The organism is Plastoroseomonas hellenica, from assembly GCF_018129085.1.
Classification (GTDB): Bacteria; Pseudomonadota; Alphaproteobacteria; order Acetobacterales; family Acetobacteraceae; genus Plastoroseomonas; species Plastoroseomonas hellenica.
Genome location: NZ_JAAGBB010000017.1, coordinates 69803 through 88611 on the forward strand (window position 1 = coordinate 69803; position 18809 = coordinate 88611).

General features: G+C 70.7%; 22 protein-coding genes. 12 read left to right on the forward strand and 10 right to left on the reverse strand.

What is annotated here, in order from left to right:
• Nucleotides 1-13: 13 nt before the first annotated feature.
• From GXW71_RS15475 to otnC, 6 genes are read left to right on the forward strand one after another with little or no spacing between them, the layout of a single operon-like run.
• Nucleotides 14-436, forward strand: coding sequence for a 6-pyruvoyl trahydropterin synthase family protein (locus GXW71_RS15475; protein ID WP_211853430.1), 423 nt, complete (start codon nt 14-16; stop codon nt 434-436).
• A 14-nt stretch (nt 437-450) separates the two neighbouring features.
• Nucleotides 451-1494 carry a glycosyltransferase family 4 protein gene (locus tag GXW71_RS15480; protein ID WP_246526605.1) on the forward strand — a complete coding sequence of 348 codons (1044 nt, stop codon included), beginning with the start codon at nt 451-453 and terminating at the stop codon, nt 1492-1494.
• Nucleotides 1494-2363, forward strand: a complete 870-nt coding sequence (locus tag GXW71_RS15485; RefSeq protein WP_211853431.1) for a methyltransferase domain-containing protein — start codon at nt 1494-1496, stop codon at nt 2361-2363. Before GXW71_RS15480 ends, GXW71_RS15485 begins: the two co-directional genes overlap by 1 nt.
• A 55-nt stretch (nt 2364-2418) precedes the next feature.
• Nucleotides 2419-2613, forward strand: a complete 195-nt coding sequence (locus GXW71_RS15490; RefSeq protein ID WP_211853432.1) for a hypothetical protein — start codon at nt 2419-2421, stop codon at nt 2611-2613.
• Nucleotides 2614-2625: 12 nt separating this feature from the next.
• Nucleotides 2626-3885 carry a 3-oxo-tetronate kinase gene (otnK, locus tag GXW71_RS15495; protein WP_211853433.1) on the forward strand — a complete coding sequence of 420 codons (1260 nt, stop codon included), beginning with the start codon at nt 2626-2628 and terminating at the stop codon, nt 3883-3885.
• Nucleotides 3878-4531, forward strand: coding sequence for a 3-oxo-tetronate 4-phosphate decarboxylase (otnC, locus tag GXW71_RS15500; protein WP_211853434.1), 654 nt, complete (start codon nt 3878-3880; stop codon nt 4529-4531). Before otnK ends, otnC begins: the two co-directional genes overlap by 8 nt.
• A 13-nt stretch (nt 4532-4544) precedes the next feature.
• Here the strand turns inward: otnC and GXW71_RS15505 are convergent, their stop codons facing one another.
• The 6 genes from GXW71_RS15505 to GXW71_RS15530 form a co-directional block, all read right to left on the reverse strand.
• A complete protein-coding gene (locus GXW71_RS15505; protein ID WP_211853435.1) occupies nt 4545-5003 on the reverse strand; it encodes a GNAT family N-acetyltransferase in 459 nt (152 codons plus the stop codon).
• A gap of 76 nt (nt 5004-5079) precedes the next feature.
• Nucleotides 5080-5718, reverse strand: coding sequence for a histone H1-like repetitive region-containing protein (locus GXW71_RS15510; protein ID WP_211853436.1), 639 nt, complete (start codon nt 5716-5718; stop codon nt 5080-5082).
• The gene (locus tag GXW71_RS15515) at nt 5715-5930 is read right to left on the reverse strand and encodes a hypothetical protein (RefSeq protein WP_211853437.1); all 216 of its coding nucleotides are present in this window, start codon (nt 5928-5930) and stop codon (nt 5715-5717) included. The genes GXW71_RS15510 and GXW71_RS15515 overlap by 4 nt, the downstream gene beginning before the upstream one ends.
• Nucleotides 5931-6321: 391 nt before the next feature.
• Complete coding sequence (locus tag GXW71_RS15520; RefSeq protein WP_211853438.1) at nt 6322-7458, reverse strand: bifunctional 2-methylcitrate synthase/citrate synthase; 1137 nt, start codon at nt 7456-7458, stop codon at nt 6322-6324.
• Nucleotides 7455-7958 carry a GNAT family N-acetyltransferase gene (locus GXW71_RS15525; protein ID WP_211853439.1) on the reverse strand — a complete coding sequence of 168 codons (504 nt, stop codon included), beginning with the start codon at nt 7956-7958 and terminating at the stop codon, nt 7455-7457. Before GXW71_RS15525 ends, GXW71_RS15520 begins: the two co-directional genes overlap by 4 nt.
• Before the next feature lie 2 nt (nt 7959-7960).
• Nucleotides 7961-9499: an MmgE/PrpD family protein gene (locus GXW71_RS15530; RefSeq protein ID WP_211853440.1), complete on the reverse strand. Its 1539-nt coding sequence runs from the start codon at nt 9497-9499 to the stop codon at nt 7961-7963.
• 148 nt (nt 9500-9647) lie between these two features.
• Between GXW71_RS15530 and GXW71_RS15535 the strand changes: the two genes are divergently transcribed.
• Complete coding sequence (locus tag GXW71_RS15535; protein ID WP_211853441.1) at nt 9648-10553, forward strand: LysR family transcriptional regulator; 906 nt, start codon at nt 9648-9650, stop codon at nt 10551-10553.
• 197 nt (nt 10554-10750) lie between these two features.
• On the opposite strand, the gene GXW71_RS15540 is transcribed toward GXW71_RS15535, so the two are convergent.
• On the reverse strand, nt 10751-11524 hold the full coding sequence (locus GXW71_RS15540) for a 3-ketoacyl-ACP reductase (RefSeq protein WP_211853442.1): 774 nt from the start codon (nt 11522-11524) through the stop codon (nt 10751-10753).
• A 157-nt stretch (nt 11525-11681) separates the two neighbouring features.
• On the opposite strand from GXW71_RS15540, the gene GXW71_RS15545 reads away from it, so the two are divergent.
• Both GXW71_RS15545 and GXW71_RS15550 read left to right on the forward strand, forming a co-directional pair.
• Nucleotides 11682-13070 (forward strand): dihydroorotase, encoded by a 1389-nt coding sequence (locus GXW71_RS15545; protein WP_211853443.1) that lies wholly within the window; start codon nt 11682-11684, stop codon nt 13068-13070.
• A gap of 17 nt (nt 13071-13087) precedes the next feature.
• Nucleotides 13088-13390 (forward strand): hypothetical protein, encoded by a 303-nt coding sequence (locus GXW71_RS15550; protein ID WP_211853444.1) that lies wholly within the window; start codon nt 13088-13090, stop codon nt 13388-13390.
• Nucleotides 13391-13417: 27 nt separating this feature from the next.
• On the opposite strand, the gene GXW71_RS15555 is transcribed toward GXW71_RS15550, so the two are convergent.
• Complete coding sequence (locus GXW71_RS15555) at nt 13418-14011, reverse strand: M23 family metallopeptidase (protein WP_211853445.1); 594 nt, start codon at nt 14009-14011, stop codon at nt 13418-13420.
• Nucleotides 14012-14096: 85 nt separating this feature from the next.
• A complete protein-coding gene (locus GXW71_RS15560) occupies nt 14097-15080 on the reverse strand; it encodes a Bug family tripartite tricarboxylate transporter substrate binding protein (protein WP_211853446.1) in 984 nt (327 codons plus the stop codon).
• A gap of 104 nt (nt 15081-15184) precedes the next feature.
• On the opposite strand from GXW71_RS15560, the gene GXW71_RS15565 reads away from it, so the two are divergent.
• Nucleotides 15185-16144: an N-carbamoyl-D-amino-acid hydrolase gene (locus GXW71_RS15565; protein ID WP_211853447.1), complete on the forward strand. Its 960-nt coding sequence runs from the start codon at nt 15185-15187 to the stop codon at nt 16142-16144.
• 18 nt (nt 16145-16162) lie between these two features.
• Here the strand turns inward: GXW71_RS15565 and GXW71_RS15570 are convergent, their stop codons facing one another.
• Nucleotides 16163-16585: a tetratricopeptide repeat protein gene (locus tag GXW71_RS15570; protein WP_211853448.1), complete on the reverse strand. Its 423-nt coding sequence runs from the start codon at nt 16583-16585 to the stop codon at nt 16163-16165.
• Between the two features lie 51 nt (nt 16586-16636).
• Between GXW71_RS15570 and GXW71_RS15575 the strand changes: the two genes are divergently transcribed.
• Entirely contained in the window at nt 16637-18319 is a 1683-nt protein-coding gene (locus GXW71_RS15575) for an ABC transporter permease (RefSeq protein ID WP_211853449.1), read from the forward strand.
• A 135-nt stretch (nt 18320-18454) separates the two neighbouring features.
• Nucleotides 18455-18805, forward strand: coding sequence for a phage holin family protein (locus tag GXW71_RS15580; protein ID WP_211853450.1), 351 nt, complete (start codon nt 18455-18457; stop codon nt 18803-18805).
• The last annotated feature ends 4 nt before the right edge of the window (nt 18806-18809 follow it).

Consider the following 18809-nt stretch of genomic DNA (forward strand, 5'->3'; position numbering starts at 1 on the left):
GAGAGTGTGCCGCATGTTCAGTCTGACCGTCGTCGACCACATCATGATCGCCCATTCCTTCCGCGGCGCCGAGTTCGGGCCGGCGCAGCGGCTGCACGGCGCGACCTTCGTGGTGGAGGCGGAGTTCCGCGCGCCGCGGCTCGATGACCTGCACCTCCTGATCGATATCGGCCTCGCGAAGGATGAGCTGCGGAAGGTGCTGGCCGGGCTCGACTACCGGAACCTCGACGCGGAGCCCGCCTTCGCCGGCCGGAACACCACGACCGAATTCCTCTGCCTGCACATCCACGGCCTGCTCTCCCAGGCGCTGGCCAGCGGTGCCATGGGCGAAGGCGGCAAGGCGGTCACCGGCCTCAAGGTGCTGCTGCGCGAGAGCCACATCGCCTGGGCCGCCTTCGAAGGTCCCGTCGCCGGTCCGACGGGCCCGCAGGTCTGAATCGAACTGCAAACATGATGAAGGTCGCGCTTCTCGTCCCAGGTCCCTTCGACACCATCTCGGGCGGCTACATCTATGATCGCCGCATGGTCGAGGGGCTGCGCGCGCTCGGCCATGACGTGCAGGTGGTCGAGCTCGCCGGCCGCCATCCGCTGCCGGATGCGGCGGCGGAAGCCGCCGCCCGCGCGGCGCTGGATGCGGTGCCCGCGGATGCGCGCATCGTCATCGACGGCCTCGGCCTGCCGGCCTTCCTGCCCGTCGAAGATGCGCTGGCGGGGCGCAGCGCAGTCGGGCTGATCCATCATCCGACCGCGCTCGAGACCGGCTTCCCGGAGGCCGACCGCGTGGCGCTGCGGCACCGCGAGCGGGCGCTGTTCCCGAAGCTCGCGCGCCTCATCGCCACCTCGCCGCTCACCGCGCGCCGCCTGCCGGAGGAATTCGGCGTCGACCCGGCCCGCATCGCGGTGGTCGAGCCCGGCACCGATCCCGCCCGGCGCGCCGCCGGCAGCGGCGGCCCCGGCTGCGCGATCCTGAGCGTCGGCACGCTGGTGCCGCGCAAGGGGCATGACGTGCTGCTGCGGGCGCTCGGCAAGCTCGCCGATCTGGATTGGCACCTGACGATCGTGGGCGCTGCCCGCGACCCCGTGCATGCCCACGGCCTCACGGCCCTTGCCGAGGAACTGGCGATCGCGCCCCGCGTGACCTTCGCCGGCGAGCTCGACCCGCCGGCGCTCGACGCCCTCTATCACCGAAGCGACCTTTTTGCTCTCGCCACGCATTGGGAGGGCTATGGGATGGTCGCCGCCGAGGCCATGGCGCATGGGCTGCCGCTGGCCATCACCGCCGGCGGCGCGGTCGCCGAGCTGGTGCCGCCGGGCAGCGCCATCACCGCGGCCCCTGGCGACCATGCCTCCCTCTCGCGCGGCATGCGCCGCCCGATCTTCGACACGGCGATCCGCGCCCAGATGGCGGAAGCATCGTGGCAGGGCGGCCAAGCGCTGCCGCGCTGGGCGGATCGCGCCGCAGCCTTCGCGGCCGTGCTGGGGGACCCCGGCTGATGCCTGAAAGCTTCAATGGCGACTGGCTCGACCTGCGCGAACCCTTCGATGCCCGCGCCCGCAATGGCGAACTGGCCACCATGCTGGCCGCGGCGCTGCCCGCGCGGCCACGCATCCTCGACCTCGGCGCCGGCACCGGCGCGCTGCTGCGCTGGCTTGGCCACTGGATCGGCCGCGCCCAGGCCTGGACGTTGGTCGACGCGGATGGCGAGCTCCTCGCCCGCGCCTTCGAGACCATCCGCTACCGCGCCGAGGCGGTCGGCTGGACCGTCACCGCGCCGGACCGCCGCACCCTGCTGGTGCATGCGCCGGGGGGCGCCTGGCGCGTCGAGGGCCTGATCGCCGATCTCAACGACGCGCCGGACAATCTGCCGCTCGATCGCGTCGACGCCGTGGTGAACACCGCGCTCTGCGACCTCGTCTCCGAGGACTGGCTGGCGGATCTCGCCGATGCGGTCGCGGAATACGGCCTGCCCTTCTACGCCGCGATGAATGTCGACGGGCGCGAGCGCTTCTCCCCGCCGCATCCGGCGGATGCGCTGGTCGCCCGCGGCTTCGCCCGCGATCAGCTTCGCGACAAGGGCTTTTCCGGCATCGCGCTCGGCGCCCGGGCACCGGCGGCCATCACGCGGCTCTTTGCCGGACACGGGTACAGTGTCCACCGTGCGGCGAGCCCCTGGGTGATCGGCCGCCGCGACGGCGCGATGGCCGCGGCCCTCGCCGAAGGCCATGCGCTCGCCGCCTCCGCCTGGGAGCGGCGCGGCGAAGCGGCGATCGAACGCTGGATCCGCGATCGCCAGGCCCAGGCCGAAGCCGGGCGCCTCAGCGCCCGGATCGGGCATGCGGATATCCTGGCGCTGCCCGCATAGGGCGGCATCGCACGGCGACATGAAACCGGTCTAGTCTGTCGCGCGGAGGAACCGCATGACGCCAGTCACCCTGACCGCCCGGGATGTCCCGCCCCGCCGTTTCACCAACGACCCGCCGGACCTCGCTGCCAAGATCGTCGGCGACCGCACGCCCGGTGATTCCGTGACCTATCCGGACGACGACCTCGCGGCCCGGATGGCGCCTGATGGCGCATGGGCCTACAGCCGCAAGAACGGCGATCCTCTCTGAAGGGAAACCAGTATGGCCCTGCTGCTCGGTTGCATCGCGGACGACTTCACCGGCGCGACCGACCTCGCCAACACGCTGGTGAAGAACGGCATGACGGCGGTCCAGGTGATCGGCGTGCCCAGTGGCCCGCTGCCGGAGGCCGACGCCATCATCATCGCGCTGAAGTCGCGGACGGTGCCGGTACGGCAGGCGGTCGCGGACAGCCTCGCCGCCGCCGAGGCGCTGCTCGGCGCCGGGGCGCGGCAGATCTTCTTCAAGTACTGCTCCACCTTCGACAGCACCGATGAGGGCAATATCGGCCCGGTGGCGGATGCCCTCGCCGCCCGCCTCGGCACCGGCTTCGCGATCGCCTGCCCGGCCTTCCCGACCGCCGGGCGCACCATCTTCCAGGGCCACCTCTTCGTGGGCGCGGCACTCCTGAACGAGAGCGGGATGGAGAACCACCCGCTGACACCGATGCGCGATTCCAACCTGGTGCGCGTCCTGGCCCGGCAGACGGAGGCCAGCGTCGGCCTGGTTCCCTTCGCCGTGGTCGACCAGGGTGCCTTCGCCATCCGCCAGGCCATGACGCGGCTGACGGAATCCGGGCGCCGCTACGGCATCGTGGACGCCATCACCGACGAGCATCTGGTCGCGATCGGGGAAGCCGTCGCGGCGCATGCCCTGGTCACCGGCGGCTCCGGCGTGGCGATGGGCCTGCCAGGCAATTTCCGGCGCGCCGGCCTGCTGCCCGACCGCCCGGACGCGGCGACGCTGCCGCCCGCCAAGGGCGCGCTCGCGGTGCTCGCCGGCTCCTGCTCCCGCGCGACGCTCGGACAGATCGGGCTGGCACGCGACCATGCGCCGGTGCTGGAGCTCGACCCGCTGGAGACGCCGGATGCAGCGGTGCTGACCGCCCAGGCGCTCACCTGGGCGGAGGGCAAGCTCTCCGAGGAGCGGCCCATCATCATCGCCGCTTCCGCGCCACCCGATCGGGTGGCCGCGCTGCAGGCGAAGCTCGGTCGCGACGCGGCCGGTGCCCTGGTCGAGCACGTCCTCGCCAATGTCGCGGAAGCCTTGGTGCAGCGCGGCGTCGGACGGCTGATGGTGGCAGGTGGCGAGACCTCCGGTGCCGTGGTCACCCGCCTCGGCGTGAACGCGCTCCGCATCGGGGCGGAGATCGACCCTGGCGTGCCCTGGACCTATGCCGAGCCGAACGGCATCCATCTGGCGCTGAAGTCCGGCAATTTCGGCACCCGCGACTTCTTCCTGAAGGCCTTCGCCCATGCATGAGGACGCCAAGGCCAAGGAAGCAGAGATGCGCGAGCAGCTCGCCATCCTCGGCCGCTCGCTGTTCGAGCGCGGCTATTCGGTCGGCACCGCGGGCAATATCAGCGTACGGCTCGCCGAAGGCTACCTCATGACGCCGACCAACTCCTGCCTCGGCCGGCTCGATCCCGCACGCATCAGCCGCCTGGCACCCGACTGGTCGCATGTCGGCGGCGACAAGCCGTCGAAGGAGGTCTTCCTGCACCGCGCCGTGCTGACGGCGCGGCCGGATGCGGGGGCCGTCGTGCATCTTCACTCCACCCATGCAACGGCCATCGGCTGCCTGGCGGTGCCGGGCGACGACGCGCCGATCCCGCCATTGACGCCCTATTTCGTGATGCGCGTCGGCCGGCGGCTGCCGGTGATCCCCTATTACCGCCCCGGTGACGCGACGATGGAGCCGGCCGTCCATGCGGCCGCGAAGGATGCGCGGGCGATGCTGCTGGCCAATCACGGCCCCGTCGTCTCCGGCCGCACGCTGGAGGATGCCGTCCATGCCGCGGAGGAGCTGGAGGAAGCGGCCAGGCTCGCGCTGATGCTGCGCGGCGTGCCGGGGCTCAGGCGCCTGACGCCGGCCCAGGTCGAGGATCTGCTCGCGACCTTCGGCTGAGGCGAAGCGCCATCTATAGCGAGGCGTCCGGCTCCAGGCGCAGGATATAGGCGCGCCAGTCGGTGCGCGCCGCGATGCGGTCATAAAGGGCGATTGCCGCCATATCGCCTTCGGGCACGAACCAGCGGATATGCGACCAAGTGCGGGCGCGGCCCTCGGCCTCCGCCGCCGCGACCAGGGCACGTGCCGCGCCGCGGCCGCGATAGGCGGGCAGCACGAAGAGGTCTTCGATCTGCCCGCAGCAGCGCGCGAAGACGATCTCCGGCAGCTCCAGCAACACCAGGAAGCCGATGGGAGCATCGCCGGCGAAGGCCCCGAGCAATGTGGCAGCCGGTGCCGCCGCGATCAGCGCGGCGGCTTCGGCGGCGCGCGCGGCGGCGCGACCGTGCAGGAGGCCCCGCATCTCGGCCGCATAGGCATCGAACAGCGGCAGGGCATCCGTGGGCAGCAGGCGGCGCGTGGCGATGCTCATGCGGGCAGGCCCTCCATGCGAAAAGGGCGCCGTCCACGCTGGTGGACGACGCCCCCTCGCCGGGATCTCAGCGCAGTCAGGTCGTCGGCGTCTCGGTCGCCGGGGAGTCCATCATCGGGGCCTCAGCCGCCGGAGAGGGGGCCTTCTTCGCGCGCGGCTTGCGCGGAGCGGAGGGCTTCTTCGGCGCAGCAGCCTTCTTCGGCGCCGCCTTCTTGGCAGCGGCCTTCTTCGGCGCCGCCTTCTTCGCGGCCGGCTTCTTCGCCGCGGCGCGCTTGGCCGGCGCCTTCTTCGCGGCGGCCTTCTTCACCGGCTTCTTGGCGGCGGTCTTCTTCGCGGCGGCCTTCTTCACCGGCTTCTTGGCGGCGGTCTTCTTGGCAGCGGCCTTTTTCGGCGCGGCCTTGCGGGCGGCGGGCTTCTTCGCCGCGGTCTTGCGGGCCGCCGGCTTCTTGGCGGCGGTCTTCTTCGCGGCCGGCTTCCTGGCAGCGGTCTTCTTCGCCGCCGGCTTCTTGGCGGCGGTCTTCTTCGCGGCCGGCTTCCTGGCAGCGGTCTTCTTCGCCGCCGGCTTCTTGGCGGCAGCCTTCTTCGCGGCCGGCTTCTTGGCAGCGGCCTTCTTCGCCGCCGGCTTCCTCGCCGTCTTCTTGGCCGCGGCCATCGCCATGGCCTGGGCGCGAGGCTCGGTCGCCTCGCCCTCAGTGGTCTCGATGATATCGGTCATGTGGTCAGGATCTCCGAATTGCGTTCCGGTGTGGTGCGGTGTTGCGCTGGGGTCAGCCGCGCTCCTCCGCCTGGGCTGAACAGCAGGGCCAGCCGTGCAGGAACGATGGTGCGCGGATCCCGTTGCGCGCCTGCTCGTTCCCTGTGCCGTCCCGGTTCCGCAGTCGCCGATGCGGTCGCGCGTTGCGGCATGGCGCCGCGCGACGCGTTCATCGGCCTCTCTCCCGCCAGGGCGTCGCGCACGCGGCGCGGCATCCGGCGGTGCGGGCCGCGCGCTCAGTGTCGCGCTTCCCATGAGCCTGCGGTCCATGGACCGTCCTTCCCTGCTGCGGCGCCCCATGGCTGCTGTCCTCGCTCCGCCTTCACCGTCGCGGCATGACGCCGTTGCCGACCGCGACGATTCGAAAGTGCGAATCGCATTGACATGGTGCGCGCGCGAATCACGCTATCTGCACGCGCAACATGCGTGTCAACAAAATCCGCATCGCGCGCACGAAAATCGCACGCGCGATGCATCATCCTGTCGTGCTGTGGCGCGCGCGACGCGGTCGCGCATCGAAGGAGGCATCGGCGGATGCGCTCGCGCGCACCCGCCGACGATGCCTCAGCCGCGTTCGGAGAGCGGCTTCACCGGGCGCTGCTCGACGCCCGTGTACCAGGAGAGCGGGCGGATGAGCCGGTTGTCGGCGCCCTGCTCGAACACATGCGCCGCCCAGCCGGTGATGCGGGAGCAGACGAAGATCGGCGTGAAGAGCGGGATGTCGAAGCCCATCAGGTAGTAGGCGGGGCCTGCCGGGAAATCGAGGTTGGGGTGGATCTTCTTCTTCTCGAGCATCACCCGGGCGAGCACGCGGGAGGTCTCCATCCAGCGCCGGTCGCCCACCACCTCCGCCATCTTCTCGGCGTATTTGGTCATCGTCGGCACCCGGCTGTCGCCGCTCTTGTAGACGCGGTGGCCGAAGCCCATCACCAGCGCCTTGTGGTCGAACTTGCCCTCGAGCCAGCTCGCCGCCTCGTTCGGCCCTGGGATCTCCTTCAGCATGTGCATCACGGCCTCATTGGCGCCGCCATGCAGCGGCCCCTTGAGGGCCGCGATGCCGGCGGCGATGGCGCCGTGGATGTCGGCCCCGGTCGAGGTCACCGTCCGCGCCGTGAAGGTCGAGGCGTTGAAGGTGTGCTCGGCGTAGAGGATCATCGAGACGTCGAAGGCCTTGATGACCTCCGGCTGCGGCACGCGGCCGAAGACGACCTGGAAGAAGTTCTCGCAATAGGGCAGCGCCGGGTCGGGTGCCACCGGCTCCAGCCCCTTCGAGAGCCGGTTGGCGGCGGCGACCGCGGTCGGGATCTTGGCAAGCAGCCGCATCGCCTTCCGCCGCTGCGCCGCATCGGAGACATCGCCTGCCTCTGGATCCTCCATCCCCATGAAGGAGACGGCGGTGCGGACCGCATCCATCGGATGCGCGTCCCTCGGCATCTCCCGGATCACGCGCAGCAGCGCCGGGGACAGCGCCCGGTTGGCGCGCTCCTCGGCCTGGAAAGCCTTGAGCTGGGCTGCGTTCGGGAGCTCCCCGTGCCAGAGCAGGTAGGCGACCTCCTCGAAGCTCGCCTCCTCGCAGAGGTCCTGCACGGCATAGCCGCCATAGGTCAGGCTGTTGGTCTCCGGCATCACCTTGGAGATGGCGGAGACGTCGGCATAGACGCCGACCAGGCCCTTCTTGATGTCGGGTGTAGCTTCGCTCATGCGTGTTCTCCGGTGCGATGTTGGTCGTGCGGCAGCGCGGCATCCCTGACGTAGAGGATGTCCGGCTCCCCTTCCTCCGTACCCGCGCCGTCCGAGGAGCCGGCGACGCGGAAGCCATGGTGCTCGTAGAAGCGGCGCGCGGCGGTGTTGCGCGCGATGCAGAAGAGCGAGAGACGCCCGCCATGGGCGGCCAGCGCCTCGCCAAGCAGGCGGGAGCCGAGGCCTCGCCGCCACCAGCCAGGCTCCAGGTAGAGATGGAGCAGCATCGGCCCGTGTCGAGGATCGAGACCGTGGCCGACATAGCCGACCGGCTGCCCTGCGGCGACGGCCACGCGGACCGCGTGGCGCGCCATGAGCGTGGTCGCGAGCCAATGCGCGACCTCCGCTTCCGAATGGACCTCCCTGAGACCCGGTAAGGCGGCCGCGCGCGCGGTGCGGTGGAGGCGCGCCAGGCTCAGCGCATCCCCAGGCGCCGCGTCGCGCAGCGCGGCCGGCGGCATCGTCAGAAGATGCCGGGCTTCGCGTCGAGCAGCCCGCCCGCGGGCAGCACGACGTTCAGCGCCGAGAGCTCACCGGCCTTCAGGCGCGGCAGGTCCTGCACCGCCTCGAGGAACCGGTTCGCCTCCCGCGCCGTGACGGCGCCTTCGGTCAGCGTCCGGAACTTGTGGATGTACTCGGCCCGCCCGAAGGGACGCGCGCCATTCGGGTGGGCGTTGGCGACGCCGAGCTCATCCACGATCACGCTGCCGTCATTCATGGTGATCTCGACGCGGCCGCCGAAGGCGAGCTCGTCGGGATCGCGGGAGTGGTACTTGCGGGTCCACTCCGGATCCTCCCGCGTCTCGATCTTGTGCCAGAGGCGGACCGTGTCGGCGCGGCCGGCGCGCTTCGGCGCGTAGCTGTCGACGTGGTGCCAGCGCCCGTCCTGCAGGGCGACCGCGAAGATGTACATGATCGAGTGGTCGAGGGTCTCGCGGCTCGCCTTCGGGTCCATCTTCTGCGGATCGTTCGCGCCGGTCCCGATCACGTAGTGCGTGTGATGGGAGGTGTGGATGGTGATCGTCTTGATCGCCTCCAGGTTCCCGATCGTCTCGCGCATGCGAAAGGCGAGGTCGATCAGCGCCTGCGACTGGTACTCGGCCGAGTGCTCCTTCGTGTAGCTGTCGAGGATGGCGCGCTTCGGCTCGCCGGCGCCGGGCAGCGGGACCTCGTAGTAGGTGGGGTCGTAGACCGTGCTGCGGCCCTTGCTGTCGGCCTGCGTGCGGCCGGAGAGCACCCAGGCGATCACGCTGTCCTCACCTTCGTAGATCGGGCTCGGCGCGCCTTCGCCGCGCATGCAGCGGTCGACCGCCTCGACCGCGAGCTTGCCGGCATGGGCCGGCGCATAGGCCTTCCAGGAGGAGATCTCACCCTTGCGCGACTGGCGGAAGGTGACCGAGGTGTGCAGCGCCTGCTGGATCGCCTGGAAGATCACCTCCTGCTTCAGGCCGAGCAGGGTGCCGATGCCGGCCGCCTGGGCGGGGCAGAGATGGGCGATGTGGTCGACCCGGTGCTCATGCAGGCAGATCGCGCGCACGAGGTCGATATGCAGCTCATAGCCGGTCGCGAGGCCGCGGATCAGGTCGCGGCCGGAGCGTTCCATGGTCTGCGCGACGGCGAGGATCGGCGGGATGTTGTCGCCGGGATGGGAGTAGTCGGCGGCCAGGAAGGTGTCGTGCATGTCGAGCTCGCGCACCGCGGTGCCGTTGGCCCAGGCCGCCCATTCCGGGGAAACGGTGGTGCCGGGCTTCACGCCGAACACCGTGGCGCCGCCCTTTTTCGCATGGCCGAGCGCCATGCCGCGCGCCGAGACCACCGGCCGCCGGTTGATCGCGGCGATGGCGACTGCGGCGTTGTCGATGATGCGGTTGATGATCATCTCCTGGACCGGCTTCTCGACCGCGACCTTGTCGGTCGCGACCGCGGCCATCTTCCAGGCGAGCTGGTCCTCGCGCTTCAGCAGCGCCTTGGACGGATGGACTTTCACGGGATGCTTGATCAACGCCAATTCTCCTCCTGCCGCGTGCAGTGCGGCTTTGTCGCCCCGCTCGCTTGCCGCGTCCATTCCGATTGACGGGGCAGCACGATAGGATTTCGGTATGGAGCCTGGGGGAATGAATTCCCCCGAGGTCCAACCTGGAAAGCGCTGCATGGATTTCCGTCTCGTCCGGCGTCTCGGCCATTTCCTCGCCGTCGCCGAGGAAGGGCATTTCGGCCGCGCCGCCCGCCGCCTCGGTGTCTCGCAGCCGCCGCTCACCGCGCAGATCCAGGCGCTGGAAGCGGAGCTCGGCGTCCGGCTGATCGAGCGCAGCCGCAAGGGCGCGCGCCCGACACGCGAAGGCGAGGCGCTGCTGCCGCTGGCCCGGCGGCTCGCCGAGGATGCAACGCGCCTCGAGGCCCTCGCCCGCGAGTTGCGCGCCGGGCGCTCGGCACCGCTGGCACTCGCCTGCGTGACCTCGGCGCTGTTCGATTTCCTCCCGCCCTTGGTGCGCGGGCTGCGCGAAGCGCGGCCCGACCTCGCGGTCGCGGTGCGCGAGCTCGACACCGCCGATGCGCTGGAGGCGCTGCGTCGCGGCGAGGTGGATATCGCGCTGGTCCGCCTCGACCGCGACCGGGCGCCGGTCAGGGTGCTGCCGCTCGGCGACGACGCGCTGGTGGTGGCGCTGCCGGAAGCGCATCCGCTGGCCGGCGGCACCGGCCCGCTGCCGCTTGCCACGCTCGCGGGGGAGTCCATGGTCATGCTGCCGCGCGCCATCAGCCCGATCTATTTCGATCGCATCCTGGCTGCCTGCCGCGAGGCGGGGTTCGAGCCCGTGGCGCTGCGCGAGGTCGGATCGGCGATGGCGCAGCTCGGCCTCTGCGCCTCCGGCCTCGGCATCGCGCTGGTCAGTTCCGGTATGGCGGCGCTGCGCCCGCCAGGCGTCGCCTTCCGCACGCTCGCTGGACCGGTCGCCACCACCGGCGTCGCACTCGCCTGGAACGGGGAGGCCGGCGACGCCGCGGCGGAGGCGATCGCGATCGCCCGCCGCCTGTTCCCGGCACCGCCGCTTGCCTAGGCCCGCTCCGCCCCCTAACGCCGCGAGACGCGTGGCGAGGGATTTCCGTCCCTGGTGCGTCGGCTGACGCAGCCGATGCTGGTGGCATCGGCCCAAGCAGATCCCGTTCGGGCGCAGCCCGAGCGGGTGAAGATGCTTGGCAAACCGTGCTGGCCAGCGTGCCAGGGGCGGAAAAGACCTCGCCACGCGCCGCGGCGTCAGAAACGCGGGATGTGCAGGCCACCATCCACATAGAAGGCAGCGCCCGTCGAGAAGGGAATGTCGCCCGAGACGAGGCCCGCCACGGCCTTGCCCACATCCTCGGTCTCGCCCCAGCGGCGGATGGGAGAGATGGCGCCGGCTTCGATCTGGCGCGTATAGGCATCCCGAACCGAGACGTTGATGTCGGTGCGGATCACGCCTGGGCGGATGTCGTAGACCGGGATGCCGGCCTCCGCGAGGCGGAGTGCCCAGACCTTCGCGAGCATCGCGGTCGCGGCCTTCGAGGCGCAGTATTCGATACGGCTCGCGCTCGCCATCTCGGCATTGACCGAGGAGATGAAGACGAGCGCCCGGTTGCCGCGGCCCGGCGCGCCTTCGGCCAGCATGCGCCGCAGCACCGCCTGGCTGACGAAGAAGGGCGCGCGGCTGTTGACCGCGAGCACCTTGTTCCAGGACTCCGGCGTGACATCGAGCGGGTCGCCGCGGACGAAGGCCATGATGCCGGCGTTGTTCACCAGCACCTCGATGCCGCCCCCTTCCTTCCAGGCCCAGTCCACCATGGGGGCGATCTGCTCGAGCTCGGAAAGGTCGCATTCGCGAAGGGCGAAGCGGCCGCCCGCCTCCTCGACCAGGCGTGCGGTTTCCTCGGCCCCCTCGGCGCTGTGGTCGGCGCAGAGGATATCGTAGCCGCGGCGGGCGAGATGGATGCTGATGGCGCGGCCCATGCCGCGGCGCGCGCCGGTGACCAGCGCGACGGGACGAGTGGACATAGGCATGCGTTTCCTCCTGCCCTGACCTCTGACGGGCCGGCGCGAGGCAGCCTAGAGGGTGATCGCGTTAAGCTGAAGCGACCGCGCCGCGCCACCCGGCCCGGATTTCGCCGAGCGGGGATCTGCTCTAGCTTCCGGCCCGTAAGGAGACTCCAAGATGCAGACCGCCCCCTTCGACCGCGTGATCCTCGGCGACCTGGTGCTGCCCGACGGCGTGCTGCACGGCGGCTATGTCGCGGTGCGGGCTGAGGCGATCGCGGCGATCGGCCAGGGCGCGCCGCCACCGGCCGCCGAGATCGGGGATCATCGCGGCAGGCTGGTGCTGCCGGGCCTGGTCGACGGCCATATGCACACCAGCAGCGCCCTCGGCTGGGCCGGGATCGAGGGGGCGACGCTGTCGGCCGCCGCCGGCGGTGTCACCACCTGCGTCGATATGCCCTATGACGTGCCGCGCCCGGTGACCGATGCCGGCATCCTCGCGGAGAAGATCGCGGTCGTGGAACGGACCGCGCATGTCGATGTCGCGCTCTACGGCACCATCACCAAGACCGGCGGCGTCGATGCGATCGCCGGCATGGCGGAAGGCGGCGTCTGCTCCTTCAAGCTCTCCACCTATGAATATGACGCGGTGCGTTTCCCGCGCATCGACCATCCGACCATGGTCGCTGCCTTCCGCGAGATCGCGAAGACCGGTCTGATGGTCGGCGTCCACAACGAGGATCAGGAGATCGTCGAGCGGCTCTCGGCCGAGGCGAAGGCGGCCGGGAATACCGGCCCGATCTGGCATGCCCGCACCCGCCCGCCGCTCTGCGAGACCATGGCCGATCTCGAGATCTTCGAGATCGGGCTGGAGACCGGCGCGCATGTGCATATCGCGCATTCCTCGCTGGCGCGCGGCTTCGAGATCGCGGAGGTGTTCCGCCGCATGGGGGCCAAGGCCTCCGGCGAGGCCTGCATCCAGTATCTCTGCATGACCGAGGAGGACCTCGTGCGCCTGCAGGGCTTCGGCAAGTGCAACCCGCCCTTCCGCACCGCGGACGAGATCGAGCGCATGTGGGGCGCGCTGGAAGCCGGGCAGGTCGCCTATGTCTCGACCGACCACGCGCCCTGGCCGCGCGAGCGCAAGACCTATGCCGGCGACATCTTCGCCTGCGGCGCCGGCCTGACCGGCATGCAGAGCTTCGCGCCATTGATGTACACGCTGCTCGCCGAGCGTGGGCTGTCGCCTACCCTAATGGCCCGCTACTGCGCCGAGCGGCCGGCCCGCTTCCACGGCCTCTTCCCCAAGAAGGGCGCCATCCGGATCGGCGCGGACGCCGACCTCCTCGTGCTGGAGAAGGGCGACTTCACCTTCGACGAAGGAAGCATCCAGGACCGGCCGGAAGCGAGATGGTCGCCCTATCACGGCCGCGCCATGAAGGCCCGCGTCGCCGCCACCTTCCTGCGGGGACATCCGATCTGGGACGGGTCGCGGGTGCTGGCGGTGCCCGGCGTCGGCCGTTTCGTGAAGCGCCAGCATCGCGAGAGCTATTTGGGTGAGGTGTGAGCGCGCCAGGACCAGGCATGAGCGCACATGACCGGCGCCGCGGCGGGCCGCGCGGCGCCGCGCGGCCGCCGCGGCACTGGATCAAACGGCCGCCCCGCCCGTCTCGCCAGGCACCATCGGCGGCGGCGCCGCCGCGCCCTGGGGCGCGGCAACTCCTGATCGCCGTGGCGGTCGCCCTGGTGACGGGCTTCACCGCCGCCTATGTGGCCGCCCACACTCTGCCCAGGCCGGAGATGACGATGATGGCGCTCGGCCTCGGCGGCGCCCTCGGCGGCGCCCTCGCCTGGCGCGCTCAGGGCGGGCGCTTCGGGCCGCGCTGAGCGGCGCGGCCCTTGGAGGCGCCCGGGTCACATCCCGTTGGTGAAGCCGAACTGGCCGCCGCCATGGGCAAGCCCGACGCGGCTATCCGCATCCAGCCCGAAGCCGCGCCCGCCGGTCTGGAGGCCGGGGAACCAGAAGCAGGGGCTCGGCGGCTTGCCGGCCTGCATGTCCGCCGCATCCAGGAAGGGCGTCGGATCCATCAGGTCGCTCCGCCGCTGATAGGGCGGGTTGCCTTTCACGGTCAGCGGGCCCTTCGCCGCGCCGGAAAACATCTCGAAATGGATCATGCTCATCTTGAGGCCCTTGAGCAGCCCGACCTCGCCGAGCAACTGACGCGCCGCCACCTTTGCGCCGGCCTTGATCCCGGGCGCGACCTTCGGCTTCACCTCGCCATAACGCACGACGAAGGTGCCGTGATCGACCTCGATCGCCCAACTCCCGAGGTAGAAAGGATAGGCGGCGATCACCGTGCCGTCCGCGACCGCGAAGACCGGGGTGCCGATCGGCGCATAGAGGTCGCAGCCGGCATGTTTGCGGCGCCCATGGTCACGATTGGCGCCGAAGCGGCGCATCCCTTCCTTGTAGGAGTCCTTCGGACGGAACTTGAGCGGGAACAGCATCATCCATCTCCATGCGGCGTCAGAACAGAAGCCCCGCATAGGACATGATGCGATATCGTTCCAATCACGCTTCGCTCAGCAGAGGCTACTCCACCTGGATATTCGCCGCGCGCAGCACCGGCTCCCAGCGGCGGGTATCCTCCTCGATGGTGCGGGCCAGGACCGCGGCGTCGCCGTAGTCGGATTCGATGCCGCGCGCCGCCAGCGCCTGGCGCCCCTCCGGCGTGTCGATCGCCTGCCGCAGCGCGTCCTGCAACCGCGCCAGGATCGGCGCCGGCGTCCCCGCCGGCGCCAGCACCGCACCCCAGTTGTCGACCGCATAGCCCGGCAGGTTCGCCGCCTCCGCGACCGTCGGCACGCCGGGCATCAAGGGCGAGGACCGGGCCGAGAGGCTGCCGAGCGCGCGGAGCTGCCCACCGCGCACCAGCCCTTCGACCGCCGACCAGGGCGCCGAGACCAGCTCCACCTCGCCGGAGACGGCCGCCGTCACCGCCGGGCCGGTGCCGCGATAATGCACATGCGTCAGCTTGCCACCGGACATACTGTCCATCAGCTCGGCCGAAACGTGGGTGATGGTGCCGAGCCCCGGCGTGCCGTGATTGAGGGTGCCCGGCTGGCGGCGGGTGATCTCGACCACCTCCGCGAGGTTCCGGGCGCTGAGCTTCGGCCCGCCGGCGATCACCGTCGGCGCCAGCGCGACGCGCGCCACCGGCGCCAGGTCGCGCCTGAGGTCGAAGGGCATGGAGCGGAAGACGAACTGGTTCACCACGATGGTGTTGAACACGGTGACCAGCGTGTAGCCGTCCGGCGCCGCCTTCGCGACGACGTCGGTACCGATATTGCCGCCGGCGCCCGAGCGGTTCTCCGGCACCACCGGCTGGCCGAGCGCATCGCCCAGCCGCTGTGCCAGCAGGCGCCCGAGGATATCGCTGCCGCCGCCAGGCGGGAATGGGATCACCATGCGGATCGGGCGGTTCGGATAGCCGCCGCTCTGCGCGAGCGCCGGCGCGGCGAGCGCGACACCACCAAGGGTAAGCGCGGCCCTGCGGCCGATCGGATGCGAGGTCATGGGCGGTTTCCTCCTGCTGCGCCAAATGCCGCAACGGCGCGCGCTTGTCACCGGGGCAAGCTCGCGCTCCCATGCACCCCGCATCTGCGAAGGAAGCCACCGCCATGTCCCGCCGCGTCACCCTTGCCGCCGCCCAGCTCGGTCCCATCCAGAAGGCCGAGGGCCGCGACGTCGCAGTCGGCCGCATGGTGCGGCTGATGGAGCAGGCGCATCGCCGCGGCGTCGAGGTGGTGGTCTTCCCCGAGCTGGCGCTGACCACCTTCTTTCCGCGCTGGTACGAGGAAGACATCAGCAAGGCCGACAATTGGTACGAGCATGCGATGCCGTCGAACGAGACAGCGCCGCTGTTCGAGGCCGCGAAGAAATTCGGCATCGGCTTCCACCTGGGCTATGCCGAGAAGACCCCGGACGGCCATCGCTTCAACACCGCGATCTATGTGCATCCCTCGGGCGGGATCGCGCTGAAGTACCGCAAGGTGCATCTGCCGGGGCACAAGGAATTCGACCCGATCCGCAAGGTGCAGCACCTGGAGAAGCGGTATTTCGAGGTGGGCGACCTCGGCTTCCCGGTGGTCCGCGCCCCCATCGGCGGGACGGACGCCAATATCGGCATGCTGATCTGCAACGACCGCCGCTGGCCGGAAGCCTGGCGGGTGCTCGGGCTGCAGCAGGTCGAGATCGTCATGCTCGGATACAACACGCCGTCGCTCAACATGGACAACCGCGGCTTCGAGGCGCACCACCTGCGCGTCGAGCATTCGCACCTCTCGGTCCGCGCCGGCTGCTACCAGAATGCCTGCTTCGGCGTCGCGACGGCCAAGGGCGGCACCGAGGACGGGCACGAGCTGTTCGGCCATTCGATCATCGTCAACCCGCAGGGCGAGATCATGGCCCAGGCGACGAGCTGGGGCGACGAGCTGATCACCGCCGACTGCAACCTCGACGACTGCACCCTCGGCCGCACCACCATCTTCAACTTCGCCGCCCATCGCCGGCCGGAGGCCTATGGCCGCATCCTGGAGCAGGTCGGCAGCGTCGCGCCCCCGGTCTGGACGCCGGGCTGACGCCGCTCGGCTCTCCCCTCAGCGGGCGAGCTCACGCCGCAGGTCCTCGCGTTCCGGGCAGCCCTGCGGGCAGAGCGCGACCAGGCGGGCGAAGTTCGCTTCCGCCCGCGCCCGATCGCCCATCTGCAGGAAGAGCACGCCCTGATAGGCGAGCGCCGGCAGATGCGCCGCGTCGCGATCGAGCGCCTGCTCGTAACGCGCCGCGGCCTCCTGCCGCCTGCCTTCCATGCGGAGCGCCAGCGCCAGATAGGTGAGTAGGTCCGGATCGCCGGGCCGTCTCGCCAGGACCTCCTCCAGCATCGGGACCGAAAGGCCGGGGCGCCCCTGCTCGATCAGGCGGATGGCGTCGGCCGCGACAGGGTCGGCCGGGGGATCGGGCGGCGCTGCCGTCGCACCGCCGGCCACGACCATCCCGAAGAGGATCCACGTCCAGCGCCGCATGCCACTCCCCGCTCCCGCTCCGCCGGCTTCCATGGTAGCGGAGTTGCAAACATGTCGCATCCAGTCGCCATCACCCTGACGCCCGTGCCGCCACCGCTCCGCCGGCGCCGCGCTCCGTTCTGGACCGCCCTCGCCTTTCCCGTGGCGCTCTGCATCGCGGGGCCGATCATCGCGGTGCTGGTCATGGCGGCGACGCCGACCGGCGCGGTCTGGCGGCAGTTCTGGACCACCATCCTGCCGGAGCTGCTCGGCAACTCCGCCCTGCTCGCGCTCCTGGTCGGGCTGATGGCCGGCAGCGCCGGCGTCATCTCGGCCTGGATCGTCACCGCCTGCGAATTCCGTGGCCGCGCGGCGCTGGAGGTCGCGCTGCTGCTGCCGATGGCCATGCCCGCCTATGTCTGCGGCTATGCCTATACCTGGCTGCTGGACGTCGCCGGCCCGGTGCAGACCGCGATCCGGGACACCACCGGGCTGCACTACGGCCAGTACTGGTTCCCGGAGATCCGTTCGCTTCCCGGTGCGGCCATGATGCTGGCGATGGTGCTCTACCCCTATGTCTTCCTGCTCTGCCGCAGCGCCTTCCTGCAGCAGAGCGTCTGCCTGCTCGAAGCCTCCCGCACGCTCGGCAACGGGCTGGCGCGGACCTTCCTGCATGTGGCGCTGCCGCTGGCGCGGCCGGCGCTGGCCGCCGGGCTCGGGCTCGTGCTGATGGAGACGCTGGCCGATTTCGGCACCGTGCAGCATTTCGCGGTCCGCACCTTCACGACCGCGATCTACGATGCCTGGTTCGGCCTCGGCGACCGCGGCGCCGCCAGCCAGCTCGCCGCCTGCCTCATGGGCTGCGTGGCGCTGCTGATCCTGGCCGAGCGGCTGACCCGCGGCGGCCGCCGCTATCACCCGATGACCACGCGGCAGCCGCCGCTGCGCCCGGTGCGGCTCTCCGGCTGGCGGCAGCCGGCCGCGATCATCGCCTGCCTGCTGCCGGTGCTGCTCGGCTTCGTCGTCCCGGGTGGCACCCTGCTGGCGATGATGGTCGAGGTCGGCGATCCGCTGGCGCCCGACCGCTTCCTGCCCTTCGCGATCAATTCGCTGACGCTCTCGGCCGGCGCCGCGGTGCTGGCCGTCACGGTCGCGGCGCTGCTCGCCTGGGCGGCGCGGCTGCATCCGGGAAGGCTGCGCGCCGCCGCCTCCCGCATCGCGGGGCTCGGTTATGCGATCCCGGGCTCGGTCATCGCGGTCGGCGTGCTGGTGCCCTTCGGCGCCTTTGACAATGCGGTGGATGATTGGGCGCGGCGCCATCTCGGCGTCTCCACCGGCCTGCTGCTCTCGGGCACCATGGCGGCGCTGCTCTTCGCCTATGTGGTCCGGTTCCTGGCGATCGCGCAGGGCGCGATCGAATCCGGCCTCGCCCGGCTGAAGCCGTCGCTGACCGCCGCCGCCCGGGTGCTGGGGCGCAAGCCCGGCCAGGCGGTCCGGGAAGTGGAGCTGCCGCTGACCAGGGGCGCGCTGCTGAGCGCCGCCATCCTGGTCTTCGTCGACACCATGAAGGAGCTGCCGGCGACCATGATCGTGCGGCCCTTCGACCTCGATACCCTGGCCGTCCGGGTGAACACGCTGGCCGCCGACGAACGGCTGGCGGAGGCCAGCACCTCCGCCCTGCTGATCGTGCTGGTCGGCCTGCTGCCGATCATCGTGCTGACGCGGGCGATGCGGCGGCGGCGCGAGGTGGTTTAGCCAGCGGGCTGGCGGCAACGTGACCGCGGCGGGGTGGTCTTTTCCCCGGCTTCACGGCACGGACGGATTCCCGTGTCCGCCGGTCTGCTCCACCCGGCTGCGCTACCGGCCCCACCCCTGGGAGAATCGATCGCGATGGGCTTCCTCATCCACACGCTGGTCACCGCCTTCGCCTTCTGGTGCACGACGCAGTTGATCAGCGGCATCAGCTTCAGCGGCCCGCTCAACATGATCATCGCAGCGGTCGTCTTCGGCATCGTCAATGCGCTGATCCGGCCGATCGCGCTGGTGCTGTCGCTGCCGCTCACCATTCTCACCCTGGGGCTTTTCATCCTGGTGGTGAACGCCGCAATGCTTTGGCTGACCGCCAAGCTGATGCCCGGCATGCAGATCGCCAGCTTCGGCGCCGCCTTTCTTGGCGCCATCATCATCGCCATCGTGTCCTGGATCGTCGGCCGGCTGGTCGCCGGCCAGCAACTGGCCTGAATCG

Excerpts from the sequence above, each read along its gene's own strand:
- GXW71_RS15505 (WP_211853435.1), bottom strand. The coding sequence starts at position 5,003 with ATGAGCATCGCCACGCGCCGCCTGCTGCCCACGGATGCCCTGCCGCTG.
- GXW71_RS15480 (WP_246526605.1), top strand. The coding sequence starts at position 451 with ATGATGAAGGTCGCGCTTCTCGTCCCAGGTCCCTTCGACACCATCTCG.
- GXW71_RS15555 (WP_211853445.1), bottom strand. The coding sequence starts at position 14,011 with ATGCTGTTCCCGCTCAAGTTCCGTCCGAAGGACTCCTACAAGGAAGGG.
- GXW71_RS15490 (WP_211853432.1), top strand. The coding sequence starts at position 2,419 with ATGACGCCAGTCACCCTGACCGCCCGGGATGTCCCGCCCCGCCGTTTC.
- GXW71_RS15540 (WP_211853442.1), bottom strand. The coding sequence starts at position 11,524 with ATGTCCACTCGTCCCGTCGCGCTGGTCACCGGCGCGCGCCGCGGCATG.
- GXW71_RS15535 (WP_211853441.1), top strand. The coding sequence starts at position 9,648 with ATGGATTTCCGTCTCGTCCGGCGTCTCGGCCATTTCCTCGCCGTCGCC.
- GXW71_RS15575 (WP_211853449.1), top strand. The coding sequence starts at position 16,637 with ATGTCGCATCCAGTCGCCATCACCCTGACGCCCGTGCCGCCACCGCTC.
- GXW71_RS15560 (WP_211853446.1), bottom strand. The coding sequence starts at position 15,080 with ATGACCTCGCATCCGATCGGCCGCAGGGCCGCGCTTACCCTTGGTGGT.
- otnK (WP_211853433.1), top strand. The coding sequence starts at position 2,626 with ATGGCCCTGCTGCTCGGTTGCATCGCGGACGACTTCACCGGCGCGACC.
- GXW71_RS15570 (WP_211853448.1), bottom strand. The coding sequence starts at position 16,585 with ATGCGGCGCTGGACGTGGATCCTCTTCGGGATGGTCGTGGCCGGCGGT.
- GXW71_RS15565 (WP_211853447.1), top strand. The coding sequence starts at position 15,185 with ATGTCCCGCCGCGTCACCCTTGCCGCCGCCCAGCTCGGTCCCATCCAG.
- otnC (WP_211853434.1), top strand. The coding sequence starts at position 3,878 with ATGCATGAGGACGCCAAGGCCAAGGAAGCAGAGATGCGCGAGCAGCTC.
- GXW71_RS15550 (WP_211853444.1), top strand. The coding sequence starts at position 13,088 with ATGAGCGCACATGACCGGCGCCGCGGCGGGCCGCGCGGCGCCGCGCGG.
- GXW71_RS15485 (WP_211853431.1), top strand. The coding sequence starts at position 1,494 with ATGCCTGAAAGCTTCAATGGCGACTGGCTCGACCTGCGCGAACCCTTC.
- GXW71_RS15520 (WP_211853438.1), bottom strand. The coding sequence starts at position 7,458 with ATGAGCGAAGCTACACCCGACATCAAGAAGGGCCTGGTCGGCGTCTAT.
- GXW71_RS15510 (WP_211853436.1), bottom strand. The coding sequence starts at position 5,718 with ATGACCGATATCATCGAGACCACTGAGGGCGAGGCGACCGAGCCTCGC.
- GXW71_RS15545 (WP_211853443.1), top strand. The coding sequence starts at position 11,682 with ATGCAGACCGCCCCCTTCGACCGCGTGATCCTCGGCGACCTGGTGCTG.
- GXW71_RS15475 (WP_211853430.1), top strand. The coding sequence starts at position 14 with ATGTTCAGTCTGACCGTCGTCGACCACATCATGATCGCCCATTCCTTC.
- GXW71_RS15580 (WP_211853450.1), top strand. The coding sequence starts at position 18,455 with ATGGGCTTCCTCATCCACACGCTGGTCACCGCCTTCGCCTTCTGGTGC.
- GXW71_RS15515 (WP_211853437.1), bottom strand. The coding sequence starts at position 5,930 with ATGAACGCGTCGCGCGGCGCCATGCCGCAACGCGCGACCGCATCGGCG.
- GXW71_RS15525 (WP_211853439.1), bottom strand. The coding sequence starts at position 7,958 with ATGCCGCCGGCCGCGCTGCGCGACGCGGCGCCTGGGGATGCGCTGAGC.